At 37.1% G+C, this 26987-nt stretch carries 19 protein-coding genes and 2 pseudogenes; 16 read left to right on the forward strand and 5 right to left on the reverse strand.

Features of this window, described 5'->3' with window-relative positions:
- Positions 1-12 precede the first annotated feature (12 nt).
- A complete protein-coding gene (locus DCC35_RS04635; RefSeq protein WP_137092590.1) occupies positions 13-342 on the reverse strand; it encodes a PadR family transcriptional regulator in 330 nt (109 codons plus the stop codon).
- Between the two features lie 339 nt (positions 343-681).
- On the opposite strand from DCC35_RS04635, the gene DCC35_RS04640 reads away from it, so the two are divergent.
- From DCC35_RS04640 to DCC35_RS04655, 4 genes are read left to right on the forward strand one after another with little or no spacing between them, the layout of a single operon-like run.
- Positions 682-1761, forward strand: coding sequence for a putative type IX sorting system protein PorV2 (locus DCC35_RS04640; RefSeq protein WP_246070146.1), 1080 nt, complete (start codon positions 682-684; stop codon positions 1759-1761).
- Positions 1754-6769: a putative type IX secretion system sortase PorU2 gene (gene porU2 / locus DCC35_RS04645; protein ID WP_137089689.1), complete on the forward strand. Its 5016-nt coding sequence runs from the start codon at positions 1754-1756 to the stop codon at positions 6767-6769. Before DCC35_RS04640 ends, porU2 begins: the two co-directional genes overlap by 8 nt.
- Before the next feature lie 15 nt (positions 6770-6784).
- A complete protein-coding gene (locus DCC35_RS04650) occupies positions 6785-7069 on the forward strand; it encodes a hypothetical protein (RefSeq protein WP_137089690.1) in 285 nt (94 codons plus the stop codon).
- Between the two features lie 4 nt (positions 7070-7073).
- Complete coding sequence (locus DCC35_RS04655; protein ID WP_137089691.1) at positions 7074-8123, forward strand: M42 family metallopeptidase; 1050 nt, start codon at positions 7074-7076, stop codon at positions 8121-8123.
- A gap of 31 nt (positions 8124-8154) precedes the next feature.
- Here DCC35_RS04655 and DCC35_RS04660 read toward each other — a convergent pair whose 3' ends face one another.
- From DCC35_RS04660 to DCC35_RS04670, 3 genes are all read right to left on the reverse strand, one after another.
- Positions 8155-8769, reverse strand: a complete 615-nt coding sequence (locus DCC35_RS04660; protein ID WP_137089692.1) for a hypothetical protein — start codon at positions 8767-8769, stop codon at positions 8155-8157.
- Positions 8770-8977: 208 nt separating this feature from the next.
- Positions 8978-9346 carry a fluoride efflux transporter CrcB gene (crcB, locus tag DCC35_RS04665; protein WP_137089693.1) on the reverse strand — a complete coding sequence of 123 codons (369 nt, stop codon included), beginning with the start codon at positions 9344-9346 and terminating at the stop codon, positions 8978-8980.
- Complete coding sequence (locus DCC35_RS04670) at positions 9343-9780, reverse strand: hypothetical protein (RefSeq protein ID WP_137089694.1); 438 nt, start codon at positions 9778-9780, stop codon at positions 9343-9345. Before DCC35_RS04670 ends, crcB begins: the two co-directional genes overlap by 4 nt.
- A 116-nt stretch (positions 9781-9896) precedes the next feature.
- Here DCC35_RS04670 and DCC35_RS04675 point away from each other — a divergent pair, with 116 nt between their 5' ends.
- A complete protein-coding gene (locus DCC35_RS04675; protein ID WP_137089695.1) occupies positions 9897-12716 on the forward strand; it encodes a WD40/YVTN/BNR-like repeat-containing protein in 2820 nt (939 codons plus the stop codon).
- Positions 12717-12741: 25 nt separating this feature from the next.
- On the opposite strand, the pseudogene DCC35_RS04680 reads toward DCC35_RS04675, so the two are convergent.
- Positions 12742-13331: pseudogene (locus DCC35_RS04680) on the reverse strand (acyl carrier protein phosphodiesterase).
- A gap of 80 nt (positions 13332-13411) precedes the next feature.
- On the opposite strand from DCC35_RS04680, the gene DCC35_RS04685 reads away from it, so the two are divergent.
- The 11 genes and pseudogenes from DCC35_RS04685 (at position 13412) to DCC35_RS04740 (ending at position 26704) form a co-directional block, all read left to right on the forward strand.
- Entirely contained in the window at positions 13412-13819 is a 408-nt protein-coding gene (locus tag DCC35_RS04685; RefSeq protein ID WP_137089697.1) for a tellurite resistance TerB family protein, read from the forward strand.
- Position 13820: 1 nt separating this feature from the next.
- The gene (locus tag DCC35_RS04690) at positions 13821-14258 is read left to right on the forward strand and encodes a YybH family protein (protein WP_137089698.1); all 438 of its coding nucleotides are present in this window, start codon (positions 13821-13823) and stop codon (positions 14256-14258) included.
- A gap of 2 nt (positions 14259-14260) precedes the next feature.
- Positions 14261-14974 carry a class I SAM-dependent methyltransferase gene (locus DCC35_RS04695; RefSeq protein WP_137089699.1) on the forward strand — a complete coding sequence of 238 codons (714 nt, stop codon included), beginning with the start codon at positions 14261-14263 and terminating at the stop codon, positions 14972-14974.
- An 8-nt stretch (positions 14975-14982) separates the two neighbouring features.
- The gene (locus tag DCC35_RS04700; protein WP_137089700.1) at positions 14983-16269 is read left to right on the forward strand and encodes a metal-dependent hydrolase family protein; all 1287 of its coding nucleotides are present in this window, start codon (positions 14983-14985) and stop codon (positions 16267-16269) included.
- A 194-nt stretch (positions 16270-16463) separates the two neighbouring features.
- Positions 16464-18248: a translation elongation factor 4 gene (lepA, locus tag DCC35_RS04705; protein WP_137089701.1), complete on the forward strand. Its 1785-nt coding sequence runs from the start codon at positions 16464-16466 to the stop codon at positions 18246-18248.
- 30 nt (positions 18249-18278) lie between these two features.
- A complete protein-coding gene (folD, locus tag DCC35_RS04710; protein WP_137089702.1) occupies positions 18279-19154 on the forward strand; it encodes a bifunctional methylenetetrahydrofolate dehydrogenase/methenyltetrahydrofolate cyclohydrolase FolD in 876 nt (291 codons plus the stop codon).
- Positions 19155-19253: 99 nt separating this feature from the next.
- Positions 19254-19834, forward strand: a pseudogene (locus DCC35_RS22010) (7-carboxy-7-deazaguanine synthase QueE).
- Between the two features lie 9 nt (positions 19835-19843).
- The gene (locus tag DCC35_RS04720; RefSeq protein WP_137089703.1) at positions 19844-20488 is read left to right on the forward strand and encodes a tetratricopeptide repeat protein; all 645 of its coding nucleotides are present in this window, start codon (positions 19844-19846) and stop codon (positions 20486-20488) included.
- Positions 20489-20750: 262 nt separating this feature from the next.
- Complete coding sequence (locus tag DCC35_RS20810; protein WP_137089704.1) at positions 20751-21779, forward strand: OmpA family protein; 1029 nt, start codon at positions 20751-20753, stop codon at positions 21777-21779.
- Positions 21780-22036: 257 nt separating this feature from the next.
- The gene (locus tag DCC35_RS04735; RefSeq protein WP_137089705.1) at positions 22037-25225 is read left to right on the forward strand and encodes a SusC/RagA family TonB-linked outer membrane protein; all 3189 of its coding nucleotides are present in this window, start codon (positions 22037-22039) and stop codon (positions 25223-25225) included.
- 48 nt (positions 25226-25273) lie between these two features.
- On the forward strand, positions 25274-26704 hold the full coding sequence (locus DCC35_RS04740) for a SusD/RagB family nutrient-binding outer membrane lipoprotein (protein ID WP_137089706.1): 1431 nt from the start codon (positions 25274-25276) through the stop codon (positions 26702-26704).
- Positions 26705-26987 lie beyond the last annotated feature (283 nt).

Below are 26987 nucleotides of genomic sequence, written 5' to 3' on the forward strand. Positions count from 1 at the left end.
ACGATTCTTCAGTTATTTTTCCTGGATAATTTGGTTTGTCGATAAAACGAGGTCATCCCATGTGTCATTTAAGCTCTTCAGGAATGATTCGCCCTCTTCAGTAAGAGTATAATATTTACGGGGTGGGCCTGATTGAGACTCAACCCATTTATACTCAACTAATCCAGCTTTACGCAAGCGTGTCAGTAACGGATATAAGGTGCCTTCCACAACCATTATCCGTGCTGAGGTTAATTCATCCAACATGTCTGAAGCATAAACTTCACCTCTCGAAATTATATGCAAAATGCAAAACTCCAAAATTCCTTTCCGCATTTGCACTTGTGTATTTTCCACTTTCATCATTTATTTATTTTATGCATCTGCCTTAAACTTTATTTCTGGTAACTATAGTTGCTAAAGTAATACAATGTACTTTGTAATGCAAGGTACTGTTCTTTGTCATGTTCCTTGTTATATTTTACGCTTAGAAGAATTGCGGGTTATTTGTAACACTGATGAACATAGTGGTGTGCGATTATGAACAATAATTAAAAGCTGATTTTTGTTAAGCGTTTGATTATCAACACTTTGCTTTTGTAGCGGTCATAAGGCAAAAAAAAATTGATTTTTTTTAAAAAAAATTAAATTTTTATTAGAAAATCTTTTTTGTTGAAGCATTTGATTTCAGTAATTTGCTTTATGATGAGATTGTGTTGGTTGATTTTTTTTCTACCTTCCCTGCTTTTTGCTCAGGTTAGTACCCCGAAATATGCTAATGAATACCTCGCTCTGGGAGTCGGGGCAAGAGCGTATGGAATGGGTAGTGCCTTTCAATCTGTTTCCTCTGATGTTTATTCAGGTTATTGGAACCCGGCAGGACTTATGGGAATTCCAACGGATGAGTTACAAGTAGCTGCCATGCATACCTCGTTGTTTGCAGGAATAGCAAATTACGATTACGCCTCGATCGCTGCGCGAACAGATTCATCCACCTCTCTTGCTTTTTCTTTTATCAGGTTGGGAGTGGATGACATTCCGGATACCCGGTTTTTGTACGATGCCGATGGCTCGATAAATTATGATAACATAAGGTTTTTTTCTGCCTCTGACTATGCCTTTATTTTTTCAGTTGCCCATATTTTCCCAAAAACTCCTGACCTACACTTCGGAGCAAATGTTAAAGTATTGTATAGAAATGCAGGTGATTTTGCTACTGCCTGGGGATTTGGGTTTGATCTCGGACTTAAAACGAAACTTGGTAAATGGGATGTGGCAGCGAACTTAAGGGACGCGACCGGTACATACGTGGCATGGTATCATGAAACAAGCTTGCTATCACAAATATATGCGCAGACAGGGAATGAGATATCTGATCAAAGTCTGGAGATTTCTCCACCCAGATTGATTATTGGAGCCAGCCGAAGATTTAATCTATTAGAAGAAAAAATAGGTATAAGGCCTGCCCTGGACCTGTTATTTACTTTTGATGGTAAGCGAAATACTTTAATCTCCGGAAGTTTTACCTCCATTGATCCTTATGCAGGGGTTGAATTTGATTATAAACAAATGATATTTGTGAGGGGTGGGGCCGGACAGGTTCAAAAATCAAAAAACTTTGATGGCACTGAATCATATAAAGTAACACCATCAGCAGGAGTAGGGCTAAAAATCAAAAATTTTTATATTGATTATGCTCTGACAGATATGGGCAATGTCAATGATGCTCTTTATTCTCATATATTCAGTTTAAAAGTAGATTTTAGTCTTAATAATGAATAGAAGCAAAACATATTTACTTCTTATAGTTTTCACAGCTTTTATTTTTCCAGTAAGAGCTCAGTATACTAATGACTGGATAAATCCAAACCAGGATTATTATAAGCTTAAGGTTGCTGAAACAGGGTTTTACAGTGTTACTTATGAAGATCTTCAGGATAATGGTATTTCCATTGATGAAATTGATCCACGACTCTTAAAGTTATATTTCAGAGGTGAAGAGCAATCTATTTTGATAAGAGGTGAGTCAGATGGAAGTTTCGATCCGGGTGATGAACTGATATTTTACGGACAAAGGAATGATGGAACTCTGGATCAGCAAATATATTCAGAACCCGGTGACCAGCCTCACCAGTTTTATAATATCTATACTGATACAGCTTCATATTTTTTAACTTCAAGTTTTGATGGATCGCTGGGTAAAAGAATGCCATTATATTCGGGCAATGACCCGGGCAATTTACCTGTAATAGAATCTCATCAAGCAGAAGCACTTAGAGTTTTTACTGATCAGGCTGCCACTGGTGTCAGGTATATCGGTGATATTATGCTTTCTGCATTTGATCAGGGTGAGCAATGGACTGGTACCAGAGTTCGCCGTGGACAATCATTTGATTTTTCATTAGCTCCTGTTGCCTCAGGTATAACATCTTCCCCAAATCCTGTTTTCACTATTCAATTGACAGGCCGAAACAACAGGGATCACATTGTAGATGTTTATGTCGGACCATCACCGTCTGAATTATCTTTGATCACAACTCTTTCTTTTAATGGTTTTATAAATGCTACATATACGGGAGAAATACCCTGGTCGTTGGTAGGACCAAATGATGAAGTTGTAGTACAGATTACAGTGAATAATACTACTGCGGATGATGTATCGGTATCCTATGCGAATCTAGTTTATACCCAAAATGCAGATATGCTTGGTGAGCCGGCTAAGATGTTTTCTTTTCCCAGGCAAAATACCGGGGATGCTATTGGGAGAATTAGAAATGCTTCACTGGTGGAGGAATTGTTTGATATAACAGATCCCGATAATATCAGAAGGGTTTCATATCAGAATGTTCAAAATGATATCGAATTTATTTATGATGGTGCATTAATTGAACGCGATTTTTATGCTACATCAAATTTTCTGTCAGTACCTGAAATTCAATCAGCATCATTTAAGCAACTGGATTTAAATGCTGATTACCTGGTTATCACGAATAATCTGTTACGAGTACCGGCACTGGATTATGATGATCCGGTAGAAGCTTATGCATCATACCGGGCTTCTGCTGAAGGAGGTAGTTATGATACTTTAATAATGAATGTTCAAACCATTTATGATCAGTTTAATTATGGACAGCCAGGTCCTGGTGGAATTTATAATTTGATTAAATATCTACATGACAATGGTAACCTAGAAATGATTTTTATAGCTGGTAGGGCACTTTATTGGTTTAGAAATTACTATCGCAATGGCCCTATAACCAGCGATGGAGATGATGTGCTCCATGATTTAGTGCCAACAGCAGGCTTCCCCGGTAGCGATGCTCTTTATACTGCTTATTTAGATGGAAATAATCCCTATGGCACCATTCCCATAGGAAGATATCCTGCCAAAAACGCTCAAGATATTGCAGTATATCTAAACAAAGTTAGAGAAATAGAACAATTACCATTTGATGCTCTTTGGCGAAAAGATTTTTTGCATTTAAGCGGTGGACTTACCGAAAATGAGTTAATCAGTTTTAGGCGTTATGTAAATAATTTTAAAGTAGATGCCGAATCTCATTTCATGGGAGGAAAGGTTACGACACAAGGTAAAAGCACTAATAACTCTATTGAGGAAATAAATATTGCTGAAGCAGCGAATAGCGGATTAGCCATGATAACCTTTTTCGGGCATTCCGGCACTGTAGCTTCTGATATTGATATAGGAAAAGCCTCAGATCCTACCCAGGGATATGAAAACCAGGGGAAATATCCATTCATGCTGATCAATGGGTGTAGTGCAGGAAATTTATATAGTTCGGCAATAGCCTTCAGTGAAGATTGGTTGATAATTCCTAATAAAGGGTCTATTGGTTTCATAGCCCATGCAAATTTGGCGTTTAGTACTGATCTCAGACGGTATTCAGGTTTGATTTACGATTATGCTTTTTCGGACAGTGTTTTTATCAATAAATCGATAGGAGAAATTAAGGCCAAAACAGAGAGAGAATATTATAATAGTATTTTTCCAAGCGAAAGGCATTTGGCTCAGATACACCAGATGGTTTTGTACAGCGACCCGGCAGTACAATTATTTGGTGCGAAGAAACCCGATTATGCAGCGATAAGTGAAACTTTTTCAATTCAGGATGCGAGAGGAGGAGCTTTAAATGATCAGTCAGATTCGATTTCAATTAATCTTGCATTTCACAATTTTGGGACAACTGTAAAAGATTCAATTAATTATCGTATAACCAGGATACTGGAAGACGGAACTACCTTTTTTTACGATGATTTTTTCAGGCCATCCATACTGTATAGTGATACTATAACTTTTAATATACCGAATGTATCAGGAGCTTTTGGAAACAACATTTTAGAGATCACCGTTGACTCGGAAAATTTTGTTGATGAATTAAACGAGGTAAACAACACAATTAGAGTCCCTATTTTTATTCCTAAAAGTGGTGTGTTGACTCTTTTACCTCCTGAATTTTCAGTTTTATCTGATACACAGACTGATCTTATTGTTAGTTCCTCTGACCCGAGTGAAAGGAACAGAACTTTTATTGTAGATATTGATTCTTCCTTCTTTTATAACAGTCCTGTTTTTAATTCAGAACAGGTGTCTGGCGAAATTATTGCTGAAAGGTCCTATACTTTAGCTGAACAGGATAGTGTGAGTTGGTATTGGAGATCGAAATATGCAACTCCTTCACCTGAAGAGGACACTTCATTTGTAAGGAGTTCTTTTAGTTATATAGATGGCCATCCTGAAGCCTGGGCTCAATTGAATTCCGGTCAGTTTACTTTTAATGATCTTGAAGGAATTGAAATAGATCCGATAACAGGTGAATGGAATTTTGAGAATACAGAAGCATTGGTGGGTTTGACAACTTATGGTGCTTCTAACCCCGATAGTGATCCGGAAAATATACGTTTGTTCATTAACGATTTGAACTATATCATTACAGATGATCCTCGAAAAGTATGTCGTAATAATAGCTTAAATGCTATCGCTTTTGATCGACAGAATGCCAATCCTTTTGCAGTTCTTGATAATGGCAATTTTGATCTTTTGGACCCTAATCGATGCGGAAGGAGACCTCAGGTAATAAATAATTTCCTCAATTCTCAGTTGAACGAGAGAAATGGGCCAGATCTTGTAGATTATATTAATGGATTAAAAAATGGTGATAAAGTAGTTATTTTCAGTATAGGTTCTGCCTCTTATACCACTTTAAATGATCAGACTAAGCAAGCATTATCAGAAATTGGAGTTCAGGTTTCTGCCTGGAATGATTTCTCAGATGGAGATCCGATTATTATTATTGGAGCAAAAGGATCATCAGCAGGGGATGCCCGGGTAATTAAAGCTGAGGTTTCTCCGGAGGAGCTTCAGGAGATCAGTTTTGACGGAATCATTACCGGGAGATTTGATGAAGGAGAGCTGATCTCTTCAAGAATTGGTCCAGCCACCAGTTTTTCCACTCTTAAAATAAAGGCAATAACCGGTGCCACAGATAATTATTCAGTGGATCTGATTGGTGAGAATTTTTCCGGAGATCAAACAAATATATCCGGATTTACCGAATTGCAAAATGGAGAGTATGACGTAAGCTCAATAAACCCTCAGGATTACCCCTATTTAAGGCTTAAATATAATATTAGTGATTCTGAAAATAGGACGCCCGCTCCTTTGGATTATTGGTTTGTTACATTAAGTTATCCGCCGGAGGGAATTTTATACCCAGTAAACGAAACACAAGTAGAGCGAACTGAATTAAATGAAGGTGAGTCAAAAGTAATAGATTTTGCCTTCAGGAATATATCAGAAAAAGAATTTGCTGATTCGCTGAAAGTGTCCCTGAGAATGAGAAACCAGGAAACCGGGAAAATTTTTAATGATACTATAAAGATTAATTCTCCTCAACCAGGTGAGGAAGAAGTATTTAGTGTAGAATTTAATACAGAAGGCTTTGCAGGTGAAAATGATCTTTCTGTTTTTGTTAATCCGTATGTCCAACCTGAAATATATTATACTAACAATGTATTTTCGGGTGATCGATTGCTTTCTGTAAAGAGGGACACATTACAACCTACACTTAAAGTGACGTTTGATGGAAGAACAATAATGGATGGTGAAATAGTTTCTCCGGATCCTTTAATATCGATAAAAGTCCGTGATGAACAGAATTCATTGAGGAAAACAGATACAACAGGAGTTGAGTTATTATTTAAGCCTGATTGTGAAGGGTGTAATTATGAACAAGTTATCCTGGCTTCAGATCAGGTTGAGGTTTTACCAGCACTCGATGATAGAGATTTTACCTTAAACTTTCGGCCCGGGCCCCTGGAGGATGGAGTTTATTCCCTTTGGGTTAAAGCTGCCGATGGCTCAGGAAATCAAACAGGCAGCGAACCATATGAGATTTCGTTTGAGGTAATAAATGAGTCAACAATTACAAATTTTTATCCATATCCGAATCCTTTTTCAACATCAACAAGGTTTGTTTTCACATTAACTGGCTCTGATATACCCGAAGAAATTAAAATTACCATAATGACTATTAGTGGAAGAATAGTTAGAGAGATCACCCAGGATGAATTAGGCCCTATTCACTCAGGTAATAATATCACTGAATTTTCATGGGATGGGACTGATGAATTTGGGGATAAACTGGCAAATGGTGTTTATCTTTACAAAGTTTCTATTCAAAATCAGGGGGAACAAATAAAACAAAGAAGTCTGGGGCCAGACGCCAGGGCTTTTAAAAATGGTTTTGGGAAACTTTATATCTTAAGATAATTTAATAAGAAGATGATGAAGAATTTATTTTTTGTGGGGGTAATAATCATAGGATTTGCAGCTTGTAATATCGGACCTTCAAATAATGAACGACCTGAGCCCCCATTGGAATTAGGTCAGGTTACACTTTTTAACGGGTTAGATAACAGGCCATACACCGTAGTGGGATATAGAGATACCTATGAAGGCAAAACCACTCAATATTGGGATGAACAAGATTATGTTGTGTTCATTTACCAGGATGATAATCACGAAATTCATGATGCGGTGATTCATAGAAATGCACTTATAAAAAAATAATCACATGATAAACGTTTCATTACTTAAAGATATTTGCGAAGAAGCAGGAGCTCCGGGATTTGAAAAAAGGATAAGAGATCTTGTAATCAAAGAAGTGTCACCTCTGGTAGACGAAGTCAATGTTGATAATCTCGGAAATGTCTATGCAGTAAAAAAAGGTAAAAATAATCCTGATGGCAAAAAAGTAATGGTTGCTGCTCATATGGATGAAATTGGCTTTATCGTTACTCATATTGATAAAGAAGGATATCTGCGATTTCATACTTTAGGAGGGTTTGATCCGAAGACACTTACTGCTCAAAGGGTAATTGTACACGGTAAAAAGGACTTTATTGGTGTAATGGGTACAAAGCCTATTCATGTGATGAGCCAGGAAGAGAGAAATAAAAATCCAAAAACCACTGATTACTTCATCGATCTTGGATTATCAAAAGAAGAAGTTGAACAGTATATTTCAATTGGCGATCCGATTACAAGAGAGCGCTCTTTGGTTGAAATGGGTAATAGTGTCAATTGTAAGTCTATCGATAACCGGGTGAGCGTATTTATCCTTATTGAGGCACTTAGAGAATTGAAGGATAATGATATTGATGTGTATGGTGTATTTACCGTACAGGAGGAAGTTGGAATCCGAGGGGCAAATGTCGCTGCTCATAATATAAACCCCGACTTTGGTATCGGATTGGATACTACAATTGCTTATGATTCCCCTGGTGCTGCCGAACATGAAAAGGTTACAAAGTTGGGTGGTGGTACAGCGATTAAAGTAATGGATGCTTCTACAATTTGTGATTACCGTATGGTTGAGTTCATGAAAAAAGTTGCTGACAAAAATGAGATCAAATGGCAACCTGAGATCCTGACTGCCGGAGGTACTGATACTGCCGGACTTCAGAGAATGGGGAAAAAAGGAGCCATTAGTGGAGCAATTTCAATCCCAACACGTTATTTACACCAGGTTATAGAAATGGCAAATAAAGACGATATTGGAGATAGTATAAAACTATTAAAATTTTGTCTCGAAGAAATTAATAATCACGACTGGAGTCATTAAAATTTGAAGCCCCTGTTTAATCAAACAGGGGTTAATTTTTTAATGGAGAAAACAACTCAGGGTCATCCGGAGAGATCTCATTCAGCGTTTCAGCAGATTTAAGATCTTTTATTTCCACATCAATAAAAAGTATTTCATGTGAAGTAGAAAGTAGGGCTCCGGAATTGATCTCTGTCCAATCTTCCCACGTTGCTTTCAATCCTTTGACAGGTAAAATACTTGCCCACATTTTATAATACTCAGGCAATCCATTCTCATCCAGAAACCATAAATAGGAGTCACCGGGAGTAGTTCCGCCGCTAGTATAGGTAATTAACAGAGTCTTTCTACCCTCGTAGTCGACTATCCTCCTTTCCGTGCCGGGATCAAAAGCTTTTGCTGGTGCATTTAACCAGAACGAATCATTATTAAAATGGTCTATGGCTTTTTTCACAAGCTTAGCATTGTCAGAAGGATCTTCAATTAATTTGCCGTCATCGTAAACAATTCCTTGCGACTTTTTAAGATCAATTAATGCTTTGTAATCATCCCATTTCACACAAGCTAAATGAGATTTTTTATCCCAGATAAATGAGTGTCTGTCTGAGAAATTCCAGGATACATATTTAGTGTTTTCCCATGAATCATGATTAATCGCATAAAGCATCTTTTTCGCGAGGCTATCTGCCTGAGGTCCTTTTTGACCTGAAGGAAGTGCTTCGCTCGCTAAACTGGTTCCTACAAAAAAGTGATTATTAATGCCAGCAAAAATATTATAACTACTAGAAAGACTTTCTTCATAAATGGGACAGTTTATTTTTCAGAGAAGACAATATAATATCTGAATGTGGTCAATGCAATTTTAAGGCATTGGATTACTTTGATAATTCAAATCCACCCCAGGCAAGAAGCAGCCCGCCAATAAAACTTACTAAAGTATATATTGCAGCGATTGAATAATTCTGGTCTTTAATTAAAATAAGGTTCTCAAAAGAAAAAGTTGAAAATGTTGTGAAGGCCCCACAAAAACCGGTTACAATAAATAATTTATAATTATCTGATGCCACTCCATTCTGGGAAACAATACCAAGAGTGAATCCAATTAAAAAACTACCCACAAGATTTACTAATAAAGTAGCCCACGGGATGTAGAATAAAGTATAGGTATGTAACCACTTTCCGATTAGAAACCGGGAAATAGCCCCAAAAAAACCTCCGGCTCCAACTAATAAAATTGCTTTCATTGTTTTACTCTTTTTTTAGGAGCCTTTTTTTCGAAAAATTGTTTGAACTTCTTATAATTCCCATTTTCTGGCAGGTTTAAGGAAAATTTACCGTTTGTAAAAAGTGCTTTGATTTCTTCAAATGGTTGTTTACCCGTTTCAATGATTATTATTTCCCATTGGATCAGATCATTTAATAAATAACTTTCACGTCGAAATCTAAACGGATAATAGACCAGAAATTTATTTTTTTCTGCTTTGATAACCTTATATCCAAACATGATCTTCAAAACTAAAGCAACCGCTATAATCCCCAGGAAAGTGATGCCTATCAGCCAACCCCAATGGCCATTTTGATTATACAGGTTTAATAAAAAATATATTCCTGCTATTAGAATTATAATAAAAATAAAAATAGAAAACAGGGTGTTTCTTCGTGGTCTGCTTATCAACATAATGATTTTAGCTAATTATATTTTATCTTGGTTCAAATATACCTTATTTTCCTTACAGGAATTGAAACCGATGTTTTAACAGTGTGATACCGTTTTAAATTTAATTAACTGCAAATATGAAAAAAAATTTTACATCAATCCTATTTATAGTTCTACTTGCCTTTTATAGTATTTCATTATTAGGGCAAGTAAAACCATCAGGTCCTGATGTCTTTGGTGAGGCATTTAAAAAAAGGCAGGCCCTTGAAGAAAGTTCTCCGGTAAAAGAACTGCCAGTAAGAAATATTGGTCCTATCGTTCAGGGAGGTAGAATAGTTGATATTGCTGTAAATCCTGAAAACATAAATGAATTTTATATAGCTTATGCCTCTGGTGGCGTTTTTAAAACAACCAATAACGGCCAAAGCTTTGAATCTGTCTTCGATAATCAACGGACTATAGGAATTGGTGATATAGCTATTGCCCCATCAAATCCAAAAATAATTTATGTAGGTGGCGGGGAAAATAATTCAAGTAGAAGTAGTTATGCAGGCGATGGTGTATATCGATCTGATGACGCAGGCAAAACCTGGACATTTCTTGGGCTGGAAGGTATCCAACACACTGGCAGAATAATAGTTCATCCGGAAAATCCTGAAAAAGTATGGTTAGCTGCCATGGGAAACCTGTATTCATCAAATGAAGAAAGAGGGGTTTATTTATCTGAAGATGGAGGAAAGAATTGGGAGAAAACATTATTTGTAAATGACAGTACAGGGATAATTGATCTTGAAATTAATCCCGCAAACCCGGATCAGTTATGGGCTTCTTCATGGGAAAGAACCAGAAAAGCATGGAATTTCAAAGGTAGTGGCCCTGGATCATCAATATACAGATCTGACGATGGGGGAAAGACCTGGAAAGAATTGGATAACGGTTTTGCCGAAAGACAAAATAGAGGAAGAATTGGACTTGCAGTTAGTCACGAAGATCCTTCTGTGATATATGCCTTACTTGATAACCAGAAAGAGGAAAAGAAAAAGAAAGACAGGGAAAAGGATGAATTATTAGCATCAGATTTCCTGGAGATGTCGAAGGACGAGCTGTTAGCACTTGAAAATGAAAAATTAAATAACTACCTGAAAGCCAATAATTTTCCTGAAAAGTATGATGCTCAGAGAGTAAAAAAAGAAATTAGAGAAAATGATTATACCCCAAAAGCACTTTCTGATTACTTAGGTGATGCGAATAATGCATTGTTTGAAACTTCAGTTGTAGGAGCCCAGGTATATAGATCTGATAATTCCGGAGAATCCTGGGAACTGGCTAATTCATATCCAATTGAAGGCCTTTATTATACTTATGGATATTATTTTGGAGAAATAAGAGTAAACCCTAAAGATGATAGTGAATTATTCATCATGGGAGTTCCGATGCTTAAAAGCAATGATAGTGGTGCAACCTGGCACAGGCTGGACTCAGCAGGGGATGTTCATGTAGATCATCAGGCATTATGGATTAATCCGGATAACCCTATGCACATGCTCCTTGGTAATGATGGTGGTTTATACAGAACTTATGATGGTGGAGGGCATTGGACTCACATCAATAACCTGGCTATTGGTCAGTTTTATACTGTTTCAGTCGATAATCAGGAACCCTATATGGTTTATGGCGGACTACAGGATAACGGATCATTAAGAGGCTCAAGTAAATCTATTCCAAATAAAACTAAATCATGGGAAAGAATATTCGGAGGAGACGGAATGTATGTTTTTCCTGACCCTTATGATCACAACCTTATTTATACCGGATTTCAATTTGGGAATTATTATCGCATCCAGATGGATGAACAAAAATATACCAAAATTGGACCTAGACATGATATCGGTGAAGATCCCTTGAGATTTAACTGGAGAACTCCTTTAGAGATGAGTCCGCACAACAATAAAATCCTTTACATGGGTGCTCAAAAAGTTTTCAGATCTATGAATCAGGGAGATTCCTGGGAAGAAATCAGTGATGATCTTACTAAAGATCTTCCTCAGGGCAATGTACCCTATTCTACGATCACGATAATTGAAGAATCACCGTTAAAATTCGGATTGATCTATGCCGGAACTGATGATGGAAATATATGGGTTACGATGAATGGAGGAGGAAACTGGGAAAAGATAAGTGAAAACCTTCCTGAAAGACTTTGGGTAAGTAGTATTCACCCATCTAATCATCAAAAAGGCGAAGTTTTTGCCACTTTGACTGGTTACAGAGAAGATAATTTTGAAACCAGGGTTTACAAAAGTGGAGATTACGGCAAAACCTGGACATCGATAAGAGACGGTCTTCAATATGAAGCCGCAAATGTAATCGTCCAGGATACTGAGGAGCCAAATCTGCTATTTATGGGGACTGATGGAGGTTCGTATGTGAGTTTTGATGCCGGGAACAATTGGGATATCATGGCTTCTATTCCAAATGTAGCATCTTACGATATGGTAATACAGCCTCGAGAGGGCGAACTTGTTATAGCTACTCACGGACGCAGTATTTATGTCGCAGATATTAAACCATTGAGAAAGGTAGTTGCAAATCCAGATAAAGAACTAATAGCTTATGAAATTGAATCACTGACTCATTCTGAGAAATGGGGTGAAAGGACTTTTCAATGGCAAGAACCAAATATTCCGGTAGTCACCTTAAGTTGGTTTTCTAAAGCTGCTGGTGAATTGCAAATTCGCATATTAAATCCTGAAGGAAAAGAAATATCTGCATGGACCGAAGATATTGGAGAAGGCTATGGAAAGATAAAATATGACCTGAAAGGCTATTCCTTTGAAGGCAGGAAAAAGTCTGATAAAATGGATTATCTCGAACCGGGAAAATATACTGTTGAATTTGGGTTAGGACGCTTAAAAGAAACTCAATTTCTGGAAATTAAAGAGCGCAAAAAAAGATAATAATCTAAAAAGTGGATGGCATAAGCTATCCACTCTTTTTATTTAAATAAGACTCTGAAAACCTTATCAAATCAGGGAAAAACTCTCTGAATTCTGATTCATAATCATCATAATCCTTCAAAAGGTCTTCTACTGAGCTATCAATTTTATTAGCAAAACTACTCCTGCGCGACATTCCCTGCATTACTCTTCGAATACCATCTATCTCAGCATAGGAAGTCAGCCAGTCTTGTTCTACCATAAAGGGTAGCATATGTTTTGTTTTAGGAGGTAAAAACTCTTCGTGATTTGCCAATAGCTGGTAATTTCGATGAGCAAAACTTTGAAGTTTTTCATCGTGATATTCATGCCATAATGCTGCCAGGTAGTGATCGTAAAAAATATCGACAATTACCGGAGCATAATGACTATGTCGTTCGCGCAATCGAATTTTACTTTTTAGCACAGTTTCATGCGAATCGGTAAACTCATCAATAGCCCTGTGTAGCCTGATTCCTTGTTGAATAGTTCGGGATAATTAAATATTTCGGCACCTTTTACAAAGTCACCGATAAAATTTCCCACAGCAATTCCTTGATGGTCACCACTTAAATATAAATGTGCTAGAAAATTCATATAGTTTACAAGTTGATTAAATTTAATTAAGCAAGGATGCTTTAGCAAAATTTATTTAAATTCGGGTAAATTGTTTGTTTATGATACCCACGCATATCAAAATTCTTATACAACTTGCCAAAGCTGATGGTCACATCCACGATAAAGAACGTGGAATAATTGAAAGAATAGCTGTCAGACACGATGTCGATAAGGAAGAAGTGGATAAATTTTTTGAAGAAATAAATACCGATGATAGTCTTCCTGATAAACACGTACTCACCAGCGAACAGAAAATTGAATATCTGTATGATATAATTGCTCTGATGAAAGCTGATGGCAAACTTGAAAGAAGCGAAGTTAACTATTGCCTTAGGGTGACCAAATGGCTGGGGTACGACGAATCAGTATTTTTTAATTTTATTACCACAATTTACATGCAGCCCCATCTTCTGGATGACAAAGAATCATTAAAGGAAACAATTAATGGGTATTTAAAAGAAATTTAAAATGAGATTTACTTTTTTATTTTTTGTCATACTTTTTAGTCTGAATTCAGATCTGAAGGCACAATCCGGAAATATTCAGGACAGGAAAGAAATAATGATGATTCTAGCTGATCAGACAATCGCCTGGAATGAAGGAGATATCACCAAATTTATGGATGGATACTGGAAGTCAGATTCACTGGTATTTGTAGGTAGTAGCGGCGTGACGAGGGGCTGGCAAAAAACACTGGATAATTATAAAACTTCATATCCGGATAAATCAACAATGGGGACTTTAAAATTCGATGTTGTTGACTTATATCCTATTGCAGAAAACACTTATTTCATGATTGGTAAATGGCACCTGACGCGAATCAAAGGCAATGTGGGTGGGCATTTTACATTAGTATGGAAAATAATTAACGGTCAATGGAAAATTGTTTCTGACCACTCTTCTTAATAATGACAGTGGATAAGAAATACGATATTCACGGCAAAGCCATATCAGATTATTTTAATAATACTCAAAAAGGCCCTCTGAAGATCCATAACTATTATGGTGAAGCAGAAGAAATGCCTCTAATTCATTATTTTAAAGATCCGGAAGATTTCTCTTCAATAGAACAGGAAGCTTTATTAGAGTCGACAAGAGAAAAAATTTTAGATGTAGGAGCTGCAGCAGGAACACACGCACTTTTTTTGCAGTCTAAAGGTTATGATATAACAGCGTTGGATGCTTCAAGTCACTGTTGTGAAGTCATGAGAAAAAGAGGGGTTGAAAAAGTTATTTGCGCTGATTTTTTTTATTTCCACCCAACAGAAAAATTTGATACCATTCTACTTTTGATGAATGGTATTGGTTTTATTGAAAAGCTTTCAAATCTTGAAAAATTTCTCGAACGATGCGATGAACTTCTGACTGAGGATGGAATTGTTTTATTTGACAGTTCAGATATTTCCTATTTATATGATGAAACCGATCTCGAGCCCGGAAAGTATTTTGGTGAGATTGATTATCGATATGAATATAATGGAGAAAAAGGAGAATGGTTTAAATGGTTGTATTTAGACCTGGAAACACTTGAAAATATTGCTTCAAAAAAAGGCTGGAAAATTGATGTAGTAGAGGAAGATGAAGAAACCGGGCAATATTTAGTTAAACTTGAAAAACAATAGTCAAAACCATGAAGAATATTTTTATAATCATTTTATTTTCCCTGGCATGTATAGTCAATGCCCAGGATGAAAAGGTAACTTATATTCATTGCGGTACTATTCTGGATGTGGAGGAATTAAAAGAGCTGGAGGAATATACCATTATCGTTGAGGGAAATAAGATAAAATCTGTCGAGAAAGGGTTTGAAAAAGTGCCAGCAGGAGCAGAATATATTGATTTAAGTGAATATACAGTAATGCCAGGGTTGATGGATGCCCACGTACATCTTGAAAGTGAATCTAATCCAAAAAAATATTTGGAGCGATTTACGCTGGAAGATGCAGATGTCGCCTTTCGAGCCGCTGAATATGCAGAAAGAACATTAATGGGAGGATTCACTTTTGTAAGAGACCTCGGAGGCTCAGGAGTTAATATCTCACTAAGAAATGCAATTAATTCCGGATGGGTTGATGGTCCGAGAATTCTTACCGCCGGCAAAAGTATCGCAACTACCGGAGGTCACGCAGATCCGACGAATGGAATGAAGAGAAGATTTTCAGGAGATGCTACACCTATGAATGGAGTGGCAGACGGACCTTACCAGGCGAGAGAAGCAGTGAGGTTTAGATACAAAAATGGTGCAGATGTTATTAAAATCACAGCTACAGGGGGAGTGTTAAGCGTAGCAAAAGATGGTCAGGGACCTCAATTCAAGGCTGACGAGCTTGAGGCTATAATCACAACAGCTAATGAATATGGCATGACTACTGCTGCTCATGCTCATGGTGCAGAAGGAATGAAAAGAGCAGTTGAAGCCGGGATCACTTCAATTGAACACGGAACTCTTATGACCGAAGAAGTTATGGATTTGATGATAGAAAAGGGAACTTATTTAGTACCTACTATCAGTGCAGGGAAATTTGTAGCTGAAAAGGCAAAAATCGATGGATACTTTCCTGAGCTCGTTGTTCCAAAAGCCCTGGAAATCGGACCGAAGATTCAGGATACCTTTGGTAAAGCCTATAATAAAGGAGTAAAAATAGCATTTGGTACTGACGCTGGAGTTTCTCCACATGGTGAAAACGGTAAAGAATTTATTTACATGGTGGAAGGTGGAATGCCGGCTTTCGAAGCAATTAGAGCAGCAACTCTTACCACGGCTCAATTATTTGAAGTAGAAGATCAGGTAGGAATGATTAAAGAAGGGCTTCTTGCTGACATCGTTGCAGTAAAAGGAAATCCCTTAACTGATATCGAAATAATGACAGATGTATCTTTCGTAATGAAAGACGGAAAAATTTATAAGTCTGAATAGATCATACCTGATAATAAAATATTTAAACGGAATGGCTAAAGCTATTCCGTTTTTTATTTAAAGATCCACTGAGAATTAGAGTTAAGAATATAATTATTATATCCTACTGTATGAGTTGTAAAATATTGACTAATTTTGCAGTTCGTTAGAGTAGGCCCTTTGATGTCTGACTCTGAATTTGAAATAATTTCTATATGAAGAACATTCGCAATTTTTGTATAATAGCCCATATTGACCACGGTAAAAGTACATTGGCTGACAGGTTATTGCAAACGACAGGTTCTGTTACAGAACGTGAGATGCAAGATCAGTTGTTGGACAATATGGATCTTGAAAGAGAAAGAGGGATAACCATCAAATCTCATGCGATTCAGATGAATTATCCTTTTGAGGGAGAAGAATACGTGTTAAACCTTATCGATACACCTGGTCATGTCGACTTTTCGTATGAGGTTTCAAGATCTATTGCTGCTTGTGAAGGGGCATTATTAGTTGTGGATGCAGCTCAGGGTATCGAAGCTCAGACGATTTCGAATCTATATCTTGCTATAGAACATGATCTGGAAATTATTCCTGTTCTGAATAAAATTGACCTTCCTGGTGCAATGCCAGAGGAGGTGAAAGATCAGATTGTTGACCTTATTGGTTGCGATCGCGAGGATATTCTAATGGCCAGTGCTAAAGAGGGTATAGGGATTGAAGAAATTCTAAGTGCGATTGTTAAAAGGATTCCTTCACCTAAAGGTGATCCTGAAGCTCCGTTGCAAGCAATGATCTTCGATAGTGTATTCAATCCTTTCAGAGGAATAGAAGTTTATTTCAGAGTCTTCAATGGTTCTCTAAAGAAGGGCGATAAAGTTAAGTTCGTCAATACCGGTAAAACATACGATGCCGACGAAATTGGAGTCTTAAAACTTAAGCAGGAACCCAGAAAAGAGATCGGGACAGGGAATGTAGGATATCTGATTTCAGGAATCAAAGTCGCAAAAGAGGTAAAAGTCGGTGATACGATTACACATGTCGAAAGGCCATGTCCTCCTGTTAAAGGTTTCGAAGACGTAAAACCGATGGTCTTCGCGGGTATATACCCTGTTGAAACAACCGACTATGAAGAATTGAGAGCCTCTATGGAAAAACTCCAATTGAATGATGCCTCATTAGTCTGGGAACCGGAAACTTCATTGGCACTTGGCTTTGGGTTCCGTTGTGGATTCCTCGGAATGCTTCATATGGAGATCATACAGGAAAGACTTGAAAGAGAATTTGACATGACCGTGATCACCACTGTTCCATCGGTGAGATTTGATGTCCATGAAAAGGATGGAGAGGTGATCCAGGTAAGTGCTCCATCTGAAATGCCCGATCCGGGAGATATTTCACACGTAGAAGAACCTTTTATCAGAGCTCAGGTTATTACCAAGTCTGAATTTGTAGGAAATATTATAAATTTATGTATTGATAAGCGAGGTGAGATTAAAAACCAGGTTTATTTAACTCAGGATCGCGTCGAGTTAACTTTTGAACTTCCTTTATCAGAAATAGTCTTTGATTTCTTCGATAAATTAAAGACCTTATCTAAAGGTTATGCTTCTCTCGATTACGAACTTATGGGGTATAAGACCAGTAATATGGTTAAGCTCGATATAATGTTAAATGGTGATCGGGTTGATGCTCTTTCTGCCATTGTTCATAGAGATAAAGCATATGAGTGGGGAAAAAAGCTTTGTGAGAAACTTAAAGAGTTAATGCCACGTCAGCAATTTGAAATTGCTATTCAGGCAGCAATTGGTACTAAGGTAATTGCCCGTGAAACTGTGAAAGCATTAAGAAAGAATGTTACCGCTAAATGTTATGGTGGTGATATTTCTCGAAAGAGAAAACTTCTTGAGAAACAGAAAAAAGGTAAGAAAAGAATGCGTCAGGTTGGAAACGTAGAAATTCCTCAGGAAGCATTTATGGCAGTATTAAAAATTGACTAAAAATATATATAAGGTATAAGAAGCAACAATATGGCTACAATCATTGATGGAAAAGCTACCGCTTTAAAAATTCAGGAAGAAATTAAATATGAAGTTGACCGGAGAAAAAAGGCAGGAATGAAAGTTCCTCATTTGGCTGCGGTTCTGGTAGGAGAAGATGGTGCGAGTCATACATATGTAAATGCGAAAGTAAAAGCTTGTGAACGAATTGGCTTTGAGTCTACCTTAGTGAAGCTTCCGGAAGAGACCACTGAAATCGAGTTATTAGATAAAGTGAATGAACTAAATAATGATCCGAAAGTGGATGGATTCATCGTTCAGGTTCCTCTTCCTGATCATATAAATGAGGAGAAAGTAGTAGAAGCGATAATTCCTTCAAAAGATGTAGACGGCTTTCATCCATTGAATATGGGCAAAATGCTTCTTGGACTTCCCGGATTAGTGCCAGCGACTCCAAAAGGGATTATGATGCTTCTGGAAAAAAACGGGATTGATACTGAAGGTAAACATGCTGTAGTGTTAGGCAGAAGCCATACTGTAGGAACTCCGGTAAGTGTATTACTTTCCAGAAATGCAAAGCAAGGAAACGCTACAGTTACTTTAGTACATAGCCGAACTAAAAATTTAAAAGAAATAGCTGCCCAGGCCGATATTCTGGTTGTTGCAATCGGTAAACCTGAATTTGTAACTGCAGATATGGTCAAAGAAGGAGCGATAGTGATAGACGTTGGAATTCACCGAGTGGATGCGCCTGAAAAGAAAAAAGGGTTTAAACTTAAAGGGGATGTTGCTTTTGATGAAGTTTCAGAAAAAGTTTCAGCCATTACTCCTGTTCCTGGAGGTGTAGGTCCCATGACTATAACTGCTTTGCTTCACAATACGTTAAAAGCAGCAGATAAGAAATAAATTGTTTAATAGCGGTTCCAGCCACCCGCTTAAAAAAGTTGTATGCAAAATCAAATTAAAATTAAAGAGGTAGAGATGACTTCAGAAACTCTACCTGTAATGGAATCATTTTATACCATCCAGGGGGAAGGTGCCTATCAGGGACAGGCAGCTTACTTTATTCGGTTAGGAGGATGCGATGTTGGATGTCATTGGTGTGATGTGAAAGAATCCTGGGATGCGTCAGTCCACCCACAAAAACAGTAAAGACTTTACTTGATGAAGTCGATGAAGTCGAAGGCGATATCGTTGTTATTACTGGAGGAGAACCTTTAATGCACGATCTTGATGTGCTGACTGCAGCAATTCAAGAAAGAGATAAAAGAACACATATCGAAACTTCCGGCACACATAAGATCACGGGTTCGTGGGATTGGATTTGTTTTTCTCCTAAAAAGTTTAAAAAGCCATTAGATGAAATTTATTCCAAAGCCGATGAATTAAAAATAATTATATATAACAAATCAGACTTTGAATGGGCTAAAATGCACGCTGAACGAGTTAATAGCGGTTGCAAGCTGTATTTACAGCCAGAGTGGTCTAAGGCTGATGAAATGATTCCGGCAATAATAAATTTCGTAAAATCTAATCCAGACTGGAATATTTCCCTTCAGGTGCATAAATTTATGCAGATACCATAATTATTATTTATGTCAAAAAACTCTTTATTTTTTGTTTTTGCAATTATTGCATTTTTAAACTTATCGCTTTTTGCTCAAAGAGGACAAAGCAACTATTCTACCAGAAATAAAAAAGCAATAGAATATTTTGAAGGAAGTGAAAATTACATGATCAGGCGTCAATATGATCAGGCGATCGATCTTCTTCAGCAAGCGATTAAGAAAGATGATGACTTTATTGAAGCATATTTGAGATTGGGCCAGTGTTACCAGGCCACTTCAAAACCAGATCTTGCTTTACAAACTTTTCAAAAATCATTAGAATTAGACCCAAATAACAATTACCCGATAATTCGGCTTCAATTAGCTGAATTATATTTTAATGATAATGATTACAATAAAGCGAAAGAGTATTATGAAGAATTTATATATAGCAAACCAAATCAACGATTATTAGGATTGGCACAGCAGAGATTAGAAAATTCTAACTATGCTATTAAATTCTTTAAAACAAATAAGGATACTTCTAATGTGAAAAAAGTTAGATTACCAGATCCCTTAATCAATTTCAATTACAATATTTCCCGGCATTATCAGCTGATGAAAAGCAGATATTTTTTACTGGCAGGAAAGGATTTTATAATTATCACGATGAAGATCTCTACGTATCTGTAAAAGATGACCAGGGAAACTGGTCAGTCCCTGAATCAATAAGTGAAAATATAAATTCTGAAAAGAACGAGGGAACATGTTCAGTGTCAGGTGATGGACGAACAATAATTTATACGTATTGTCATGAAAGAGAGGGATATGGCAGTTGCGATTTGTATATAAGTTACAAGGAGGGTGCAAAGTGGACAAAGCCTGAAAACCTTGGCCCCGAATAAATTCATCAGCCTGGGAATCTCAGCCATCATTATCAGCAGATGGTAGAATATTGTATTTTGTAAGTGACCGAAAACCATCCTTTGGAGGGAAAGATATATATGTATCCTATAAAAACTCTAAAGGAGAATGGTCTCTTGCTGAAACATTAGGAGAACCTGTCAACACTAAGGGAGACGACTCGGGACCTTTTATCCATGCAAACGGGCGAACATTATTTTACTCAACTGATGGTTTAAAAGGATTTGGAAAACAAGATCTTTTCTACAGTAATTTAAAAGATGATGGTAAGTGGACCGACCCTAAGAACCTTGGCTGGCCGATCAATGATAGTCAGGATCAGCCTTCGATATACATAACTCCTGACGGAGAGAGAGGATATTTCAGTAGTGAGAGACGACTAAATACTTATTATGAAGGATTTCTTTACAGATATGATTTTTCAAAAGATCTCTTCGATATGGAAGAGGCAAGGCATCTAACCGGAATAGTTTCTGATAAATATGAAGAAATTCCCCTCAAAGCTACGGTGAGTTTAATAGATCTTGAGAAAGATAGCATCGTACAGGAAGTAGAATCTGATCGCTTTACAGGAAGGTATTTGATTGTACTTCCTGAAGGTAAAAAATATGGATTGTTCACCAAGGCAGATGATTACCTATATAAAAGTGAATCAATAAATCTTGTCGATGATGAAATAAACACATTTAACAAGGACATAGAATTGGTACCAATAAAATCAGGAGAGTACTATAAACTTGGGAATGTATATTTTGACTTTGATGATTTTAAGCTTAAGCCGGAATCCATTCCTGAACTCAATAATATTGTTTCTTTACTTAATGAGAATCCTGAAATAAAAATATTGATAGAGGGGCACACTGATAATAAGGGTGAATCAGCTTATAATCTAAAACTTTCAGAAAAAAGAGCAAAAGCTGTTTATAATTATCTAGTTGAAAACGAAATCAATCCAGACCGACTTAAGTATGAAGGATTGGGAGATACACAACCTGCTGTACCAAATACTTCAGATGAGAATCGTGCTGAAAACCGACGAATAGTTGTCAAAATATTGTAGTATTCATAGAAATCATGTCATAATATTTATAATTATTGGTGATCTCATTCATTTCTTAAAATTATATTTCATAAAAAGTGTTTAATAAATTGAAATATAAATTCATAATTTTCAATAAGTACCGAATTAAATTTCGAATTACGGATTAAATCAGAATTACAAGTAATTATTTGCAGATAATTTTTTTTTAACATAAATTATCAATTAGATTTGAAAGGAAACTTTATTTAAAACCGTTAAACCTAAACCTAAACAGTATGAAGAGAATTTTCCTCTTATCATTCTTTTGGGCTATTAGTTTTTTAGCAATAGCACAAGAGAAATCGGTATCCGGTACAGTAACCGGCGAAAATGGAGAAGGCATACCGGGTGTGAACGTTCTTGTAAAAGGAACTAACCGCGGTGTGGTCACAGACATTCAAGGTAGCTACAGTATTACAGTGCCTTCGAGTGATGCAGTATTACAATTTTCATCAATTGGATATATTACCGAGGAAGTTACCGTCGGTAGTCAATCTTCAATTGATGTTGTAATGGAAGAAGACATCGAAGAATTAACTGAGGTAGTTGTTACAGCCCTTGGTGTTTCAAGAGAAAAAAGATCGGTAGGTTCTGCCGTTCAGAACGTAGATGGCGAAACTTTAGCCCAGGCCAAAGAAACTAACATCGTAAACAGCTTGCAAGGTCAGGTTGCCGGTGTTCAGATTCAAGGTTCTCAGGGTGCATTAGGTGGAGCATCTCGTATTACAATCCGTGGAGCAAACTCGTTCTTAGGAGAAAACCAGCCATTATTCGTAGTGGATGGAATGCCAATCAACAACGCAAACTACGCTTCTAGTGATCAGCAAGCTGGTTTCGGTGGTGGTGCTTACGATTATGGTAACGCTGCTGCAGATATCAACCCTGATGACATCGAATCAGTGACTGTATTGAAAGGTGCGTCAGCGACTGCACTTTATGGTACTCGTGGATCAAATGGTGTTATCTTAATTACTACTAAAAGTGGTAAAGGTAAAAAAGGAATTGGGGTTTCTGTAAACTCTACATGGACTTTTGAAGAGCCATTAGCATTGTTAGAGCATCAACAAAGATATGGTGGTGGTGCAATTACATCATCTCCTTCTGGATTTGTTGAATTTAACGAAAATGGTACTGATTATTTAGCTCCAGTTTACTCTAAAGATGGTGCATGGGGTCCAAAATATGATCCAAGCGTAAATGTTAGACACTGGGATTCTTGGGATCCTCAAGCTGCAAATTATGGCGAAACTAGACCATGGGTTGCTCCTCCTGTAGGATACGAAGCATTCTTCGAGACTGGTATGACAGCTCAAAATTCAGTTGCTTTTGGTGGTGCTAATGAAGAAGGATCTTTCAGACTTTCTTATACTAACTTGAGTCAGGAAGGTATTATGCCTAATTCAGAGCTTCAGAGAAATACTGTAAGTTTCAACGTTTCGTATAACCTTACTGAGAAATTAACTGTTTCTGCTGCTGGTAGTTTAGTTAACCAGGGTGCTGATGGACGTAACGCTACTGGTTACGACAACAAAAACCCAATGCAGGCATTTACTCAGTGGTGGCAAACACAACTTGACGTTAATCGTCTTGAGCAAAACCAGACCTGGATAGATGGTACTCACTACACTTGGAACCCTGCAGGTCCGATCATCAATGATGCTGGAACCCTTATCGGATTCGATCCAAGCCCTTACTATTTTGATAACCCATACTGGGTAAGAAATAATTTCCTTCAGGAAGATTCTCGTGACCGTTTCTATGGTAACCTTAATTTGAACTATGAAATCGTAGAAGGTCTTAGCTTTAACTTCAAAGCGATGAGAGACGGATATACTTTCCAGGCAAAAGAAGGATCTCCGATTGGTACAGTTGGACAGTCTAGCTACAGTGAAGTAACTAGAACTTTCGCTGAATCTAACTACGAAGCAAAATTATTATATGAGAAATATTTCAATAATGATTTCTCACTTAATGCAATGATTGGTGGTAACTTGATGAATCAAAGCACTACTTTCGAAAGCATTGAGACAGTAGGTGGATTAACTATTCCTAATTATTTCAACATTGCAAACTCTGCTGATAACCCTGCTGTTGATACTTATGAAACAGAGCAAGCGATTAGATCTGTTTTCGCTACTGCTTCATTTGGATTCAGAGAAATGTTATTCTTAGATCTTGCAGTTAGAAGTGACTGGGCATCTACATTGCCTGCTGATAACAACCAGTATTATTATCCTTCAGTTTCAACAAGTTTTGTATTCACTGAACTTGCTGGACTACAAGGTGTTGATTGGTTGAGCTTTGGTAAAGTGAGAGCGGGTTATGGACAGGCAGCTAATGCCCCTAATCCTTACGCATTATCTCCTTACTATGTAAACCAGCAACCAGCTTTTGGTGTGCCAAGATATACAGTACCTAACACAAACCCTAACCCGGAATTAGGTCCTGAAAAAACAAATGAGATAGAATTCGGTATCGAATTAGGATTCTTCCAGAACAGACTTTCATTAGATCTTTCTTACTACGACAGAACTACAGAAGATCAGATTTTCACAGTTCCAACATCTGCAACAACAGGTTATACTGCTAGATATCTAAATGCAGGATCAATGAAGAACAGTGGTATTGAAGTAGTGTTAAACGGTACTCCAATCAAAACTGATGATTTCGCATGGGATATGTCGTTAAACTTTGCAACATATAACAACGAAGTTGTTTCATTAACTGAAGGTGTTGATAACATTATCGTAAATAACACTTGGGCAGCAGACGTAAGAGTACAAAAAGGATATCCTTACATGGCTCTTTTCGGTCAGGAATTCCAGAGAAATGAAAATGGTGAATTAATCATCGGTTCAAATGGTCTTCCAATTGCTGAAAGCAGCAGAAAATTCTTAGGTTCAGCTATCGCTGATTTCACTGGTGGTTTCAGAAACACATTCACTTACAAAGGTCTTTCTTTAAGTGCATTAGTTGACTTCCAGGGTGGTGGTGTAATTCACTCTACTTCTCTACAGTGGGCTAAGTATTCAGGAATGCTTCCTGAAACTGCTGAAGGCGATATCCGTGAAGGCATGGTAGTAGAAGGCGTGAAGGAAGATGGTACACCTAATGACATTGAGGTTGATGCTCAAACTTATTACCAGAGCACTTGGTCGGTTGCCGGACCTAACGTTTACGATGCTTCTTTCGTGAAATTAAGAGAAGTAAGATTAGGTTACACTTTACCAAAATCTCTATTAGGAAATCTTCCGGTAAGAGATGTTACTATTGGTGTTCTGGGTAGAAACTTAGCTATTCTTTATAGCGATCTACCTTACCTTGATCCTCAAGGTGTTACAGGTTCTGGTAACGTTCAGGGATTAGAGAACGCTCAGGTACCAACTACTAGATCTCTTGGTTTTGATCTAAGCTTTAAGTTTTAATTAACACAGGTTAGATTATTTTTTAGAGATTAAAAAAGAAAATTAATTATGAAAATATCTTTTAAAATATTAGTTGCGTTGTTTGTTATTCTGGGAATGACAACAGCATGTGAGGATTTGTCAGAAATAAATGACAACCCAAATAACCCGACAAGGGTTGATCCAGCATCTTTATTCGCTGATGCGCAATTAGACCTTTCTACTTTATATTGGGGTCGTGCATTGAACTTCGAATTTGGTATGTTGATGGTTCAGCATTTTGCACAAAACGAATATGCTGAGGATTCAAGATACAATCAGAATGTATCTACTTTCAACGGTTCTTGGAATGGTCTTTACTCAAGACCTATGATGGACTTGATGGAAGCTAAAAAGTTAGTTGAAAACCAAAGAGAACAATTTGGTGATGCAGTAACTGATAACAGATTAGCTGCATTAACTATAATGGAAGTTTTTGGAATGCAGGCAATCACTGACCTATGGGGTGATGTTCCTTACTCAGAGGCTTTCCAGGTTAACGAATTCCCTAATCCTTCTTATGATGCACAGTCAACTATCTATGCTGACCTTATCTCTAAATTAAATAACGCTATTAACTCGATAGATGAAAATGCTTCTGGTTTTAGCGCTGGAGATAACCTTTACGGCGGTGATATGGCAATGTGGAAGAAGTTTGGTAACTCATTGAAATTAAGAATGGGTATGAGACTTGCAGATGTTGAAAGTACGACGGCTTCTACAGTAGTTTCTGAAGCAATTGCATCTGGTGTATTTGAATCAAATGCTGATGCTGCTTATTTAGTATTTGGCTCAGATCAGAGAATTGCTAATCCATTTTATATAGACGAAACAGTAAACGCACGTGATGATTTCGCTATTTCATTAACGCTTACTGACTATATGGAAGCATCAAATGATCCAAGATTAGAGTATTATGCTAAGCCTACTCCAAGCGGAGATATCGTTGGTATGCCTTATGGTCTTACTGATGGTGAAGCATTCGAATTAAAAGGATCAACTTCCAGACCAGCTGACGCTATTCGTCAGGCTACTGCTCCTGCTAAGTTAATGACTTATTCAGAAGTACTTTTCCTACAAGCTGAAGCTGTAGAAAGAGGTTATGTATCTGGAACTGCAGTAGATTTATTCAATGATGCTATTCTTGCTTCAATGGAAGATTGGGGTGTTGATGGTGCTGACGCTGCTACTTATGCTGCGGCTAGAGTTGCTGCTTATCCTTCAATGGACTGGGAGCAAGCTATTGGTGAAGAAAAGTGGGTTGCACTTTACACTAATGGTCTTGAAGCTTTCGCTGAATGGAGAAGACTTGATTACCCTCAGTTAACTGTACCAGAAGCGGCTGTAATTACTGAAATTCCTACTAGAGCGCTTTATACCTCTGATGAATTAGGTAACAACGCCAATTCTGTACCAGAAGCTAATAGCTTAACTGGATCAGTTTATTGGGATGTAAACTAAGAATGTAAATAATTAATAATTTATATTCAATAATATTAAAGCCACCCTTTTGGGTGGCTTTTTTTGTTTTAAGATCTTAAACGAATACAGCTATATCTACCTCTTGTTAATTCTTCGAATTAACAAGTATTCCTTAGTGGTTATAAGGCTGTACATCTATAATTAAATTTTTTTATATTTTAACTATTTCATTTACAAGGAAAAATCGTTAGTAGTCATTAATTTTATAAATCTTTAAATTTTAGATTTAAATTATTTGTGAATATACGTTACTTTTTAATTC

It is taken from the genome of Mangrovivirga cuniculi (genome assembly GCF_005166025.1).
Lineage (GTDB): Bacteria > Bacteroidota > Bacteroidia > Cytophagales > Cyclobacteriaceae > Mangrovivirga > Mangrovivirga cuniculi.